The sequence below is a fragment of the Tenericutes bacterium MZ-XQ genome, from assembly GCA_002838205.1.
Lineage (GTDB): Bacteria > Bacillota_I > Bacilli_A > Acholeplasmatales > Acholeplasmataceae > Mariniplasma.
Genome location: CP017950.1, coordinates 2,049,140 through 2,063,657, shown reverse-complemented (window position 1 = coordinate 2,063,657; position 14,518 = coordinate 2,049,140). Strand labels below are relative to the sequence as shown.

General features: G+C 31.1%; 13 protein-coding genes. 10 read left to right on the top strand and 3 right to left on the bottom strand.

Annotated elements, in window-relative coordinates:
* Window positions 1-36: 36 nt before the first annotated feature.
* Window positions 37-2,385 carry a hypothetical protein gene (locus BK011_10150; GenBank protein ID AUD66032.1) on the bottom strand — a complete coding sequence of 783 codons (2,349 nt, stop codon included), beginning with the start codon at window positions 2,383-2,385 and terminating at the stop codon, window positions 37-39.
* Between the two features lie 81 nt (window positions 2,386-2,466).
* Between BK011_10150 and BK011_10145 the strand changes: the two genes are divergently transcribed.
* From BK011_10145 to BK011_10105, 9 genes are all read left to right on the top strand, one after another.
* Window positions 2,467-2,877, top strand: a complete 411-nt coding sequence (locus tag BK011_10145; GenBank protein ID AUD66031.1) for a hypothetical protein — start codon at window positions 2,467-2,469, stop codon at window positions 2,875-2,877.
* Between the two features lie 82 nt (window positions 2,878-2,959).
* A complete protein-coding gene (locus BK011_10140; GenBank protein ID AUD66030.1) occupies window positions 2,960-3,256 on the top strand; it encodes a TrpR-like protein YerC/YecD in 297 nt (98 codons plus the stop codon).
* Window positions 3,257-3,356: 100 nt separating this feature from the next.
* The gene (locus BK011_10135) at window positions 3,357-4,856 is read left to right on the top strand and encodes a hypothetical protein (protein AUD66029.1); all 1,500 of its coding nucleotides are present in this window, start codon (window positions 3,357-3,359) and stop codon (window positions 4,854-4,856) included.
* Between the two features lie 242 nt (window positions 4,857-5,098).
* Entirely contained in the window at window positions 5,099-6,367 is a 1,269-nt protein-coding gene (locus BK011_10130; protein AUD66028.1) for a hypothetical protein, read from the top strand.
* A 142-nt stretch (window positions 6,368-6,509) separates the two neighbouring features.
* On the top strand, window positions 6,510-7,418 hold the full coding sequence (locus BK011_10125) for a hypothetical protein (GenBank protein ID AUD66027.1): 909 nt from the start codon (window positions 6,510-6,512) through the stop codon (window positions 7,416-7,418).
* Entirely contained in the window at window positions 7,415-7,837 is a 423-nt protein-coding gene (locus BK011_10120; protein AUD66026.1) for a polysaccharide synthesis protein GtrA, read from the top strand. The genes BK011_10125 and BK011_10120 overlap by 4 nt, the downstream gene beginning before the upstream one ends.
* A complete protein-coding gene (locus BK011_10115; GenBank protein AUD66025.1) occupies window positions 7,834-8,211 on the top strand; it encodes a hypothetical protein in 378 nt (125 codons plus the stop codon). Before BK011_10120 ends, BK011_10115 begins: the two co-directional genes overlap by 4 nt.
* A gap of 44 nt (window positions 8,212-8,255) precedes the next feature.
* Window positions 8,256-10,127 carry a molecular chaperone HtpG gene (locus BK011_10110; protein AUD66024.1) on the top strand — a complete coding sequence of 624 codons (1,872 nt, stop codon included), beginning with the start codon at window positions 8,256-8,258 and terminating at the stop codon, window positions 10,125-10,127.
* Window positions 10,128-10,256: 129 nt separating this feature from the next.
* Window positions 10,257-11,525, top strand: a complete 1,269-nt coding sequence (locus BK011_10105; protein AUD66023.1) for a hypothetical protein — start codon at window positions 10,257-10,259, stop codon at window positions 11,523-11,525.
* Window positions 11,526-11,554: 29 nt separating this feature from the next.
* Here BK011_10105 and BK011_10100 read toward each other — a convergent pair whose 3' ends face one another.
* The gene (locus BK011_10100; GenBank protein ID AUD66022.1) at window positions 11,555-12,127 is read right to left on the bottom strand and encodes a glutamine amidotransferase subunit PdxT; all 573 of its coding nucleotides are present in this window, start codon (window positions 12,125-12,127) and stop codon (window positions 11,555-11,557) included.
* Window positions 12,127-13,002, bottom strand: a complete 876-nt coding sequence (locus tag BK011_10095) for a pyridoxal biosynthesis lyase PdxS (GenBank protein AUD66021.1) — start codon at window positions 13,000-13,002, stop codon at window positions 12,127-12,129. Before BK011_10095 ends, BK011_10100 begins: the two co-directional genes overlap by 1 nt.
* Window positions 13,003-13,101: 99 nt before the next feature.
* Here BK011_10095 and BK011_10090 point away from each other — a divergent pair, with 99 nt between their 5' ends.
* The gene (locus BK011_10090; protein AUD66020.1) at window positions 13,102-14,487 is read left to right on the top strand and encodes a hypothetical protein; all 1,386 of its coding nucleotides are present in this window, start codon (window positions 13,102-13,104) and stop codon (window positions 14,485-14,487) included.
* The last annotated feature ends 31 nt before the right edge of the window (window positions 14,488-14,518 follow it).

The window sequence follows — 14,518 nt, the reverse complement described above, 5'->3', positions numbered from 1 at the left end:
TCGTAAAAAAGGGTCGTTCAGTGAACGACCCTTTTATTATTTGTTCCAAAATTTATTTAAAGATATTTTTAATTTATGTTGTGAAGATATACGTTCATATGTTTTCCATTCGATAGGGAAGAGTTTCCTATAGTAAGGTGTATCAAAGCGATCGTCAATTAGAATTGCTACTCCGCGATCGTTGGGTGTTCTGATGACGCGTCCTACTGCTTGAATGACTTTGTTCATGCCAGGATATTGATAAGCATAATCAAATCCTTTGTTAAAAGTTTTTTCGTAGTAGTCTTTGAGTTGATTGTTGAGTTCATTAATCATAGGTAGTCCTACACCAACAACAATGACACCTGATAGCATGTCACCAATATAATCTATACCTTCGGAAAACATCCCACCCATTACAAATAACCCAAGTCTTGTTTGATTGCTATCCGATTTAAAGATGTTTATTGTTTGATGTCTTTCTTCGTGATTCATCGCTCGTTCTTGTAAAATGATTTCAATGTCATGATTTGATAAGATATCATAAACTTGATTTAAATATTGATAGGATGGAAAAAATGCGATATAGTTGCCGCTTTTTTCATTGATTGTACTTAAGATGATTTGAACAACTTCATGAATGGAATCTGACCGATCTTTAAAACGTGTTGATATTGAGTTATACAATACAAGTTTAAGGTTTTCTGGCGGGAAGGGGGATTTAATTTTCAGGGTTTCTCCGACGTCTTGACTGATCAACTTTTTATAGTATTCAATTGGATGAAGGGTTGCGCTAAAAAAAGTTGAACCATATGCTTTGTTTACCAAGGTATCTAAAATATATTTTGAAGCATCTAAGCATCTAAGCTCGATGATGAGATCGTCATCTTGATCTTTGTAGATGTTTGTTAAATAAGTATCACTATAATAATCATAGATTTTTATGAATGCTAGAAATGTAAAATATATATCTAATATTTGGGTTTTGTTGTTATATTTTGGATTTTCTTTTAAACTGTTTTCTATTTTTGTGAGTAGATTTCTTACAGTATCATACAAAACTTCATCTAAATCTTTATCTGACAAGAAATAAGCATATTCAAGTCTTTCTTCGTAGATTTGAAGCGCATCTAATACTCTTTTTATTGCATGCTTAATCGAGGGCTTAAGTTTACTACCTAATCTTCTTAATTTGATTAAATCAGATTTATAGATAGTTGCACTATACATATCTCTAGATCTAGAAATCATGTTGTGTGCCTCATCGACTAGTAAAAGAGGTTGATAATTGAACTCATCAAAGTATCTGACAAGATGAACTCTAGGATCGAATACATAATTGTAATCACAGATGATGATATCTACAAAATAAGACACATACAAACTATATTCAAATGGACAAATCTCGTGTTTTCTAGCATAGGATTCTATGGTTGATCTATCTAACATATCTGCGTTTGAAAAAATGTCAATAGTAGCATCCTTCAAACGATCAAAGAAGCCTTTTGCGAAAGGACAAATATTTGGATCACAATTTCTTTTCTCTAAAAAACATGTTGTGTCCTTTGCGGTGATTTCTAAAGCTTTTATGGTTAATCCTTTTTGTCTTAATATATTGATTGCATCTATTGCAATTGACTTTCCTTGAGTTTTAGCAGTTGAATAAAATATTTTTTGTCTGTCGTTATCGAGTGCTTTAATGGATGAGAATAATGATGCCATCGTTTTTCCAATACCTGTAGGTGCGATTGCATAAAGTATATCTTTATCTTTGATAGTTTGATATACAGCAGCCATCATCTCTCTTTGCCCACGACGGTAAGTATCAAATGGGAATGATAAAGATGATATGGAATCAAATTTTTCTTTTTGATAGTTTTCAATGATATAAATCCATTCTAGATATTCAGAAATAGATTCGCTAATAAATACTTCTAAATCACGAAGATAAAAGGTAAAGGGAAAATATCTGATTTGATAATCAGATATTTGAATATAAGAGATTCTACCCTCGATTTGATCTAGTTCTTCGTTTTTCATGTACATATAGGCATAAAATTTAAGTTGTGCCAAGTGTTCTTGATTAAATGAAAAATCATCATCAAATATATTTTTCCTAGTAGATTTGATTTCATCCAATAAATAATCATCATGATCTTTGATGAGTCCATCGATACGACCATTTAAAAAAAGCAGATGATCATTTTTTTCATACATATAAGAGATAGAGACTTCACTTTTATCATCAGAAGTATATCTGTTTTGAACATATTGATGTGCTTTAGTCCCTTCTAACGCTGAGACGTTTTGAAAGGTTTCACTTGATAAATCTCCACTTGCATATAAAAAAGAAACGATATCTCTAATCGCTACACGAAATTCTTTCAAATGATCACATCCTTTCATATCTATTATACTTTAAAAGCGATATCTTTTGAATGGTTTTCAGGAAGTGTTATAATTAGAGTGCAAAAGGAGAGTGAAAAGATGAAAGAATTTCTTTCAAGAACAGCAACCACATATGGTGGAAGAAACGGTGAAATCAAAGATACCCAAAGCGGTATAACATATAAACTTGCTAAACCTATCGAAATGGGTGGTAAAGGACTAGAAGGAACCAATCCAGAAGAATTATTTTCTGTGGGTTACAGTTCTTGTTTTGCTAGTTCAATGGAGTATTTACTGCAAAACGATAAGGTTAAATATGATGATTTATATGTTAAAGCTGAAACGAAACTCATGATGATCGAAAACGAAGGGTTTAGATTCAAATTAGTTGTTGAAGCGAGAGTTAAAGGTGTTGATGAAGATACACAAAACAAGTACATTGAAATGGCAAAAAACTTCTGCCCATATTCAAAAGCATTTAAAGGGAACATTGAAGTTGATTTCATTTAGTCGTTAAAGTCTCAGTGTGAGACTTTTTTCTTATGTGAAAAAATTTAGTTTGATGATATAATAAAGCAAAGAAGGTGTTATGATGAGCTATAGATCAAAGTTTGCAAATAAGGATATAGATGATTTGTTTGAAATGATGTTAAAACTTGAAACAGTAGAAGAGTGCTACCGTTTTTTCGAAGATCTTTGTACGATTAAAGAAGTGTTCGACATGGCACAAAGGTTGAAAGTGGCGAAGATGTTAGAAGAAAAACATTCTTATCAAGATATTGTTAAAGAAACTAAAGCTTCAACAGCAACTATATCTAGAGTTGCAAAGTCACTGACTTACGGTGCAGAAGGATATCATACTTTATTTAAGAAGGTAGAAAAAGATTAAACTTTAAGTATATAAAAGAGATGGGCCTGTAAATAAATAAAACAGACCTAAACAAAAACCGAGTCTCCTAAAAGACCCGGTTTTTTGGTATAATTGAAGTATGACAAACACTCAATTTCACCAAGTTTATTTTAACGCAAAACAGTTAAAATTACCACTATCTACAGGTATTTTAATACCATTTGATAGTGAAGTAAGAACATTTGACGAAGTATTTTCAAAAATGGAGGTCAAAAAGTACTTAAAAACCGAAAGAGATCCAAGAGGAAGAATCGGTTATGATCCAGTCAATATGCTCAAATTGATCCTGTTTTGCCAGATGGAAAACATCACAAGTTTAAGAGCGATGGAAAAAGCAGCAAGAAATGATATACGTATCCTGTGGTTAACAGATGAACTACAACCAACGCATCAAGCGATTAAAGATTTTATGGATCGCTATTTAATTAAGAATCTAGAAGCTATTTATTATGATCTGAATCAATTTTTGATTCAAGAAGAAAGCATAGATATAGAGAAACTCTATATCGATGGCACAAAGATTGAAGCGAACGCAAACAAATACACCTTTATCTGGAAAAAGTCATTAGAAAAATTCCGAGATAAATTATATAAAAAAATCACCAAACAGATCAAAGCACTCAATGATACCTATCAACAGATGGATATCTTTTTTCCAGTATATGACATCTATGAAGTAGAATATCTAAAAAGGATTCTAGACTTTCTAACACGTGAACTTGAAAAACAAGGGACACAGTTTGTATATGGGAAAGGACAAAGAAAAACAGTTCTACAAAGGGATTATGAACATATAAAAGACTATCATTTAAAGCTACTTGAATATAATGATTTTATCAAAACGATAGGTCCCAATAGAAACTCCTGTGCAAGAACTGATCATGACGCGACATTTATGCACATGAAAGAAGACCATATGAGAAATAGTCAGTTAAAGCCGGGGTATAATGTACAAATTGGCGTATCTGATGAATACATCCTACACTTAGATATTTATCAAGATCGAAATGATTATCAAACATTAATCCCCTTTTTAGAAGGCTATAAGAAAGCATATGGCAGATATCCATTATATCCTGTAGCTGATGCAGGATATGGGGGATTGATGAACTATAGATATATTACAGCATGCAATATGCAGTTATATCAAAAATACAGTATGTATAGCAAAGATACATTAGATAAGAAAAGAATGAATGACCCGTATTTCTCTCATGATTTAATCAAAGACAAAAAAGATTACATCGCAAAAAATGGCGAAAGATTAACTTACTTATTTCATAATCACAGAGGCAATGATGTCTATCAGTTACCAAACGGTAAAACCAAAGAAGTCAATGATGAAAATATAGCCTATCAAAAAGAAGTGATCAAAAACTTAACATCACCATTAGGTATTGAACTTAGAACACAACGTTCGATACAAGTTGAAGGGGCATTTGGCGTCATCAAAGAGGCTATGAAATTTAGAAGATTTAAACGTCGTGGCATTCAAAATGTTAAGTTTGAGCTTACGCTCATCGCAATCGGGTATAATTTAGCAAAATATCATAAGAAAAAGTATAGAATCATAGAATAATTTTCTAGTTGAAAACTAAAGATTTTAGCTAATCTCTTTTTAGTATGCTCAAAAATAGGTGTTTTTGGAGAGTTATCCACAATTTTAAAGAAAAAAGGACGATGTAGTCCATGAAGAAGATTAATTCTTCATTTCTTTACAGTCCCTTTTACTTAATAGGAAATTCTATTTCAACCTTTTATCATATGTATAAAAATGGTAAAATAGAAGTGTAGAAAACATTTGAAGAAAGGGGGACTTACATGCGCTACAAAGCCATAAAAACGAAGTTATATTTAAGTCAAAATGAGAAAAAATTCTTACTTTTTCTAATGCATGAAGCCAAGCATTTATACAATCAAGCCTTATATCATGTTAGACAACATTATTTTGAATATGGAACATATTTAAGCTATGTTGATAATTACAAATTATTAAAAGATAGCATCCATTATAGAACCTTATCAACATCGTTGGGACAGTCAGTTATAAAAAAAGTTGATGAAGCCATGAAAGCTTTTTTTGGATCGGTCAAATCAAAGAAAAGTAAAAAAGTAAAACTACCTAGATACTTAAAAAAAGATGGCTTTTTCTCACTTGTTGATCGAATGGTCTATAAACCAAATGATCATGAGTATATACTACCTAGAGGACATTTTATTAAAAAGATATCTAAAGACTTTGAAGATATATCCAAACAGTTATCCAAACATGCATTATCATTATTGGAAATTGAAACATTATCATTAAAGATAGACACACCTAAATGTATATCAAACAAACGAATTAAAGAAATCACCATCAAAGAAAAATATGATGGCAAGTACATCGAAGTGATACATGTTTATGAAGATGATGATGAAACCAATGAGCATAACACTAAAAAAGAAGTGATGGGGATTGACTTTGGATATAATAACTTAGCCATGTGTGCAGTAACTAGTGGGAATCATCTATTAGTCGACGGGTTAAGATTAAAAAGTATGAATCAAAGATATTGGAAACGTATATCAAAGCTAGCTTCTTTAAGAGAAAACCAACATGTACTTACAAAAAGAATGATTTCATTGATGGAAAAAAGAAACCATCAAATGTCTTATGGGATATATAAAGCAGCTAAATTGATTATTGAACATGCTAAAAAAGAACATGTAAAAGAAATCATCATCGGATATAATGAAGGGTTTAAAGATGCGAAAACAAGTAAGAAAAATAATCAGTGGTTTAAATCGATCCCAATCGCACGATTAAGAGATAGAATCATAACTTTAGCAGAAGCAAATGATATTTCATATCAAGCCATTAATGAGGCATACACATCAGTGGCATCTTTTATTGATCAAGATGCATTTAATCAAAAAGAGTATTCTGGCAGAAGAATTAAAAGAGGACTTTATGAAAGTAAAAAAGGCACTTTAATTAATGCAGATTTAAATGCCTCATTAAATATGATTAGAAAATGTAAGCCTGATGCCTTAGGGACAGGGTTTAAAGGTTGGAACACGCCTAAACGGACTTACCTATTTGGGTAAGGTGTCGTTTTAAAGGAGTAATTTTTAAATTACTTTTGTTCTGTGTGAGAATATTTCAAACACAAAAATGAATTTTAGTACTTTATTGTGTGCTTTAATTATCTTAAAGAAAGTACTATAATAGATATAAGGGGTGTTTTAGATGTTTATCACGGTTACATTGAATCCAGCAGTCGATGTCATGTTAGATGTTAATCATTTAAAAGTTGACAAGCATGTAAAATTGCTAAGAAAAACAAAGGTTGCAGGTGGAAAAGGTATTAATATTTCAAAAGTTTTAAAACAACTAGAAGAAAAAACGTTCGTGACTGGTTTTGTTGGTGGGACTAATGGTAAGTTCATTGAAAAAGCGATGTCTAAATTACACATTGATCATCAGTTTGTTCGTGTACCAGAAGAGACAAGAGAAAACTTGAAAATATTTGATCAAAAAGAGTCATCTACATATGAGATTAATGAAGCTGGACTTCCAATAGATTTAACAAAAATGGATGAACTCATTGTTTTATTAAAGTCAATCATCAAAAAGAACGATGTGCTTATCATATCAGGTAGTGCACCAATTAATTATGAAGTAGATGTATATAAAGTTATGATTGAAACGTTAAAGCCGTTATGTAGAGAGATTGTTTTAGATACGTCTAAAGAATGGTTAAAAGTTGGACTTACTGCTAGTCCGGATATCATTAAGCCCAATTTAGAGGAGTTAGAGTATTATACGAGTAAAAAATTAAAAACAGATGATGAAATTATTGAAGAAGCATTAAAGATCATTGATTCAGGTGTTTCAGAAGTGATTGTGAGTTTAGGTAAAAAAGGTAGTCTTTATGTATCAAAGGATTATCAATACAAAATTACAGTTCCTGATATCAAAGTTCACCAAACGGTTGGAGCTGGCGATGCATTACTTGCAGGGTTTTTAAGTGCTAAGTATAAAATGGCTTTAGAAAATGCACTTCTTGAGGCGACATATGTAAGTTTATCTTATATTGCAGATATAGAACATGAAACTGAAATCAAGGAGCAAATCAACATTGTAAAAATCAAATGAAAATAAAAAATGAAGATATCATCCAATTTTTAAAGTTTACAGGATTTTCCATATCAGCGGGAGTTATACAGATTCTCTCTTTCACACTGATTTTTGAGTTGATACATGTCCCTTATTGGCCAGCTTATTTAACAGCATTAACACTATCAGTTTTATGGAACTTTACATTTAATCGTAGATTTACTTTTAAATCTGCTAATAATGTACCCATCGCAATGACTAAAATATTAATATTCTATTTGATATTCACGCCACTATCAACATGGTGGGGTGATGCATTTGTAGATTTAGGAGTTAATGAGTATGTTGTATTAGGTGGAACAATGATCATCAATTTTGTTACTGAATTTTTATATTCAAGACAGTTTATTTACAAAAATCAAATGAATACAAGAATACCAAAGGAGAAAACGATATGAAATATGTACACACAAAAGATGCCCCAGAGGCTATAGGTCCTTATAGCCAAGCAATTTTAGAGCAAAAAACATTATACACTTCAGGACAATTAGGCATTGATCCTAAGACACAAAATTTTGTATCAAACGATATTGAAGGACAAACAAAGCAGGTGTTAAAAAATATTGAATCAATTTTGAGTTCAGCTGATTTTAAAATCACTGATGTTTGTAAAGTGACGATATATTTAAAAGACTTATCTGTATTTTCAATTGTTAATGAAATCTATCAAGATTTCTTTAAAGATCATAAACCTGCAAGATCAACGATAGAAGTATCGAAATTACCGAAAGATGGACTCGTTGAAATCGATGTGATTGCACAAAAATCTTGACATAGATAACTAAATTTACTACAATTTTTAATGGAGGCGATAAAATGTCAAAAACAAAACAATTTAAAACAGAATCACAGAAATTATTGCATTTAATGACACATTCAATCTACACACAAAAGGAAATCTTTTTAAGAGAATTGATTTCAAATGCAAGTGATGCAATCGATAAGAGACATTATGTATCACTTACTGATGATAAAGTATCATCAACTGATTATGAAATTTGGCTAGAACCAAATAAACAAGATAGAACATTGACCATTAAAGATAATGGTATAGGTTTTACTGAAGAAGAACTTGTTGAAAATTTAGGTACCATTGCTCAAAGTGGGTCTAAACAATTTTTAGAAAAATTAGAAAAACAAGATGTTGATATTATTGGTCAGTTTGGGGTAGGGTTTTATTCAGCATTCATGGTATCTAATAAGGTAGAAGTTTTTACTAGAAGCCCTTATTCAAATACAGGTTATAAATGGTCCTCAAAAGGTGAGTCTTCTTACACGATTGATGAAATCGAGAAAGAAGATGTAGGAACAACAATTGTTTTATATCTACATGAAGATGATCAAGAAAACGAAGAGGATTATTCAACATATTTAGAGACTTATACACTAAGATCCCTTGTTAAAAAGTATTCTGATTATGTCAGATATCCAATTAACATTATGGTTGATAAAGGTGATGATAAGAAACCTAAATTAGAAAAAGAAACATTGAACCAAATGATTCCAATTTGGAAAAGACAAAAATCAGATATTAAAGATGAAGAGATGAACGATTTTTATAAACATCAATTTAATGATTATGAAAATCCTTTAAAAGTTATTCACACTAAAGTAGAAGGTATGTTAACATATACCGCACTACTTTTCATCCCTAAAAAACCAGCATATGATTTTTATAGTGAAAAATATGAAAAAGGATTACAACTTTATTCAAAAGGTGTGTTTATCCAAGATAAGAATAAAGATTTAATCCCTGATCACTTTAAGTTTGTTAAAGGCTTGGTAGATTCTGCGGACTTATCTTTAAATATCTCAAGAGAGTTACTTCAACAAAATAGACAAGTTAAAAAAATTGCTTCTCACTTAGAAAAGAAAATAAAGAGTGAGTTAGAAAGTATGCTTAAGAACGAAAGAGAAAGTTATATCGAATTTTATGAAGCATATAAGAATAATTTGAAATATGGTGTGTATGATCAATTTGGAATTCATAAAGATACTTTAAAAGACTTGATTATGTTTAAGACATCTCAATCAGATGATTATGTCACATTTAAAGAGTATGTTGATAGAAAACCTGAAGATCAAAAAGCGATTTATTATGCGACTGGTAAATCAAAACAAAGTATTTTAAATCTTCCACAAATGGATATGATGAAAGAGAAGGGTTATGAAGTTTTACTATTTACTGATGAAATAGATGAGTTCATGATTCAAATATTAAATAGTTATGAAGAAGTACCATTTAAATCAGTTCAACAAGGTGAAGCTGATTTTATAGATGATACTAAAAAAGAAGATTTAAAAGCAAAAGAAAAAGAACATAAAGACATTTTAAAAGCATTGAAGAAAGCATTAAAAGATAAAGTTAAAGATGTTAAATTAACTGCAAGACTTAAAGATTCACCTGTGTGTTTAGTTTCTGGTGAAGGATTAAGTCTAGAGATGGAAAAGATTTTAAAGTCTATGCCTAATCAACAAGATATTAAGGCTGAGAAGATTTTAGAAATTAATCCTGACCATGATTTATTTAAAGCAGTAGAAAGTGTTTATCAAAAAGATAGTCATAAGATTGATGAGTACGCATCACTTTTATATCATCAAGCGATGCTTATCGAAGGTTTACCAATTGAGGATCCAACTGAGTTTTCTAATAACTTAGTGAAATTAATGATTGAGTCATCAAAGTAAAACAAAAGCCTTAGGCGATATCCTAAGGCTTTTTTTGCTTAATAGGAAATTCTATTTCAACCTTTTATCATATGTATAAAAATGGTAAAATAGATATATAGTAAACATTTGATGAAAGGGGGGACTTACATGCGCTACAAAGCCATAAAAACGAAGTTATATTTAAGTCAAAATGAGAAAAAATTCTTACTTTTTCTAATGCATGAAGCCAAGCATTTATACAATCAAGCCTTGTATCATGTTAGACAACATTATTTTGAATATGGAACATATTTAAGCTATGTTGATAATTACAAATTATTAAAAGATAGCATCCATTATAGAACCTTATCAACATCGTTGGGACAGTCAGTTATAAAAAAAGTTGATGAAGCCATGAAAGCTTTTTTTGGATCGATGAGATCAAAGAAAAGTAAAAAAGTAAAACTACCTAGATACTTAAAAAAAGATGGCTTTTTCTCACTTGTTGATCGAATGGTCTATAAACCAAATGATCATGAGTATATACTGCCTAGAGGACATTTTATTAAAAAGATATCTAAAGACTTTGAAGATATATCCAAACAGTTATCCAAACATGCATTATCATTATTAGAAATTGAAACATTATCATTAAAGATAGACACACCTAAATGTATATCAAACAAACGAATTAAAGAAATCACCATCAAAGAAAAATATGATGGCAAGTACATCGAAGTGATACATGTTTATGAAGATGATGATGTAACCAATGAGCATAACACTAAAAAAGAAGTGATGGGGATTGACTTTGGATATAATAACTTAGCCATGTGTGCAGTAACGAGTGGGCATCATCTATTAGTCGACGGGTTGAGATTAAAAAGTATGAATCAAAGATATTGGAAACGTATATCAAAGCTAGCTTCTTTAAGAGAAAACCAACATGTACTTACAAAAAGAATGATTTCATTGATGGAAAAAAGAAACCATCAAATGTCTTATGGGATATATAAAGCAGCTAAATTGATTATTGAACATTCTAAAAAAGAACATGTAAAAGAAATCATCATCGGATATAATGAAGGGTTTAAAGATGCGAAAACAAGTAAGAAAAATAATCAGTGGTTTAAATCGATCCCAATCGCACGATTAAGAGATAGAATCATATCTTTAGCAGAAGCAAATGATATTTCATATCAAGTCATCAATGAGTCATACACGTCAGTGGCATCTTTTATTGATCAAGATGTATTTCATCAAAAAGAGTATTCTGGCAGAAGAATTAAAAGAGGACTTTATGAAAGTAAAAAAGGCACTTTAATTAATGCAGATTTAAATGCCTCATTAAATATGATTAGAAAATGTAAGCCTGATGCCTTAGGGACAGGGTTTAGAGGTTGGAACACGCCTAAACGGACTTACCTATTTGGGTAAGGTGTCGTTTTAAAGGAGTAATTTTAAAATTACTTTTGTTCTATGTCAATCATAGAAACAAAATATTTATGGATAGTTAAATCATCAGTTAATTCAGGATGAAATGCAGTGCCTAATAAATGATTTTGTCTAGCAGCGACGATCTTACCATCAACAACAGATAGTATCTCTACATCTTTATGCGCATGTTCAATGTATGGTGCTCTTATAAAAACCATTGGGATTTCAATTTTGTTAAATAATCCCGTGGTGATAAAGCTGGATAATTGCCTGCCATAAGCATTTCTTGTTACAGTCACGTCCATAACTTTTAAAAATGCATATTCTTGATTTGTCAGATTTTTTGCTAGAAGAATAAGTCCAGCGCATGTCCCAAATGTTGGAAGACCTTCATTGATTTGACTTTTTAATGTATCAAACATTTTTAACTCGTTAAGAAGTTTATACATTGCTGTTGATTCTCCACCGGGAAGAATTAAACCATCTTTATCTCTTTTTAAATCTTCGAGATTTCTAATGAAGAAGTTATCGATATTAAGCGCATCTAATTTTTCTTTGTGTTCTATGAATGCGCCTTGTAGTGCCATAATACCAATCTTCATTAGATGCCTCTTTGACTCATGATTAATTTAATTTCATCTTCGTTGATACCAACCATAGCTTCTCCAAGATCTTCTGATACCTCAGCTAAGATTTTTGGATTATTGTAATTTGTAACAGCCTTAACAATAGCTTCTGCACGCTTTTTAGGATTGTTTGATTTGAAGATACCTGAACCAACAAACACTCCTTCAGCGCCAAGTTGCATCATAAGTGCTGCATCAGCAGGTGTTGCTATACCACCGGCAGCAAAATTTACAACTGGTAGTTTTTTATGTTCATGAACATATTCAATTAAATCCATGGATATACCCATTGTCTTTTGTAATGTAAAAAGTTCATCTTTTCTTAAAGCTGCGATATCTCTAATTTCTTTTTGAATTAAACGCATATGACGTACAGCCTGAATAATATCACCAGTACCAGGTTCACCTTTTGTTCTAATCATAGATGCACCTTCTGAAATTCTTCTTAAAGCTTCAGATAAATTTTTAGCTCCGCATACAAATGGTGCATTAAATTCATGTTTGTTGATATGATATAAATCATCAGCTGGGGATAAAACTTCTGATTCGTCGATATAATCAATTTCTAAAGCTTCTAGAATCTGTGCTTCTGCAAAGTGACCAATTCTAACTTTTGCCATCACTGGAATAGACACAGCTTTTTGAATTTCTTTAATCAATTTTGGATCGCTCATTCTTGAAATGCCACCAGCAGCTCTAATGTCTGCAGGGATACGTTCTAGTGCCATGACAGCTACCGCTCCAGCAGCTTCAGCTATTTTAGCCTGTTCAGGTGTAGATACATCCATGATGACACCACCTTTTAACATTTGTGCAAGTTCTTTGTTTAATTTAAATCTTTCTTTATTCATGATATGACCTCCTTTATTTTCCATGTATAGTATAACAAGTAAACTGGTATACTTGAATAACCAGATTATGATAAAATATATATACCAGGTGGTGAGATGATGGGATATAAAAAAACGTATTTATATGAAGAAATTTATGAACACTTAAAACATTTAATCGAAAAAGATATTTTAAACGAAAACGACATCATGCCTTCTAAACGAAAACTTGCTGAACAGTTTAAGGTAAGTCCTTTAACTGTTGAAAAAGCTTATGTGCAATTAATGGATGAAGGATATGTTTATAGTATTGAAAAAAAAGGGTATTTTGTAGGAAAAAAAGTGGTTCTATTTAAACCTAATAAAGATGTTAAAGATTATCGATTCCAGGAAAAAGAAAGAGAATCATATCGATATGATTTTAGTACAAGTCATGTTGATACCGAATTTTTTCCAAATCAAGTGTGGGCAAAATTAGCGAGAGAAGTTTTATCGGAACAGCACCATCAAATGCTCAATGATGTAGATCCTATGGGTTTATATGATTTACGTGTTGAAATAGCCAAACATTTAGATATTTATAGAGGTATAGAAATAGATCCTAAACAAATACTTATAGGTTCGAGTAGTACACAATTATTAAGTGTTGTTATCGAACTTTTAGGAAGAAAGCAAATATATGGTATCGAAGATCCGGCATATCCAAAAATCTATCATATATTAAACACCTTAGATATCGAAGTGGATATGATTGGCATCGATCAAAATGGTCTTATTGTTGATGAGTTGAAAAAGTCTAAAATCAACGTCATACATGTTGTTCCGTCTCATCAGTTTCCTTTAGGTGTCACCATGAGTATTCAGAGAAAAAAGGAACTGCTCAACTGGGTGTATGAGAAAAAGGAAAGATACATTATTGAAGATGACTATGATAGTGAGTTTAAATACCAAGGAAAGCCGATAGAAGCTATCAAGGGATTGGATACTTTAGATAAAGTGATTTATATGAATACATTTTCTAAATCGTTAGCACCTTCATTTAGAGTTGCTTATGTTGTCCTACCTAAACGTTTATTGAAATCATTTGATCAAATATCAAATTATCATAGATGCACAGTTCCAAATTTTGAACAGTATATTTTATATAAGTTTATGAATACAGGATCATTTACTAGACACTTACACCGGATGATGAAGGTATACAAGCAAAAACTTGATATCATTTTAAGTATGATGAAAAACGAACCTCGTATGAGTATCAATGGTTATGAGTCTGGGCTCCATTTCATCTTATCATTTAGATCCTATAAGAGCGAAAATGAGTTCATTCAAATATTAAAATCTAATAGTATAAAGGTTTCAGGTGTGAAAGCTTATATAAACATTCATGAGAATTTATCAGAGGATATTCATCTTGTTGTCGGATACGCAGGTATAAGTCTTGGCGACTTAGAACAGGGATTCAAAACACTATTAGATATATGTAATCAATATGTTAAATTATGATAAAAGCGCCCTATAGAAACTGTTTGCTAAA

What these genes read in the sequence shown, in the direction of transcription:
- BK011_10110 (AUD66024.1), top strand. Translation starts at nt 8,256, where the DNA reads ATGTCAAAAACAAAACAATTTAAAACAGAATCACAGAAATTATTGCAT.
- BK011_10140 (AUD66030.1), top strand. Translation starts at nt 2,960, where the DNA reads ATGAGCTATAGATCAAAGTTTGCAAATAAGGATATAGATGATTTGTTT.
- BK011_10135 (AUD66029.1), top strand. Translation starts at nt 3,357, where the DNA reads ATGACAAACACTCAATTTCACCAAGTTTATTTTAACGCAAAACAGTTA.
- BK011_10095 (AUD66021.1), bottom strand. Translation starts at nt 13,002, where the DNA reads ATGAATAAAGAAAGATTTAAATTAAACAAAGAACTTGCACAAATGTTA.
- BK011_10115 (AUD66025.1), top strand. Translation starts at nt 7,834, where the DNA reads ATGAAATATGTACACACAAAAGATGCCCCAGAGGCTATAGGTCCTTAT.
- BK011_10100 (AUD66022.1), bottom strand. Translation starts at nt 12,127, where the DNA reads ATGAAGATTGGTATTATGGCACTACAAGGCGCATTCATAGAACACAAA.
- BK011_10105 (AUD66023.1), top strand. Translation starts at nt 10,257, where the DNA reads ATGCGCTACAAAGCCATAAAAACGAAGTTATATTTAAGTCAAAATGAG.
- BK011_10150 (AUD66032.1), bottom strand. Translation starts at nt 2,385, where the DNA reads ATGAAAGGATGTGATCATTTGAAAGAATTTCGTGTAGCGATTAGAGAT.
- BK011_10090 (AUD66020.1), top strand. Translation starts at nt 13,102, where the DNA reads ATGGGATATAAAAAAACGTATTTATATGAAGAAATTTATGAACACTTA.
- BK011_10125 (AUD66027.1), top strand. Translation starts at nt 6,510, where the DNA reads ATGTTTATCACGGTTACATTGAATCCAGCAGTCGATGTCATGTTAGAT.
- BK011_10130 (AUD66028.1), top strand. Translation starts at nt 5,099, where the DNA reads ATGCGCTACAAAGCCATAAAAACGAAGTTATATTTAAGTCAAAATGAG.
- BK011_10120 (AUD66026.1), top strand. Translation starts at nt 7,415, where the DNA reads ATGAAAATAAAAAATGAAGATATCATCCAATTTTTAAAGTTTACAGGA.
- BK011_10145 (AUD66031.1), top strand. Translation starts at nt 2,467, where the DNA reads ATGAAAGAATTTCTTTCAAGAACAGCAACCACATATGGTGGAAGAAAC.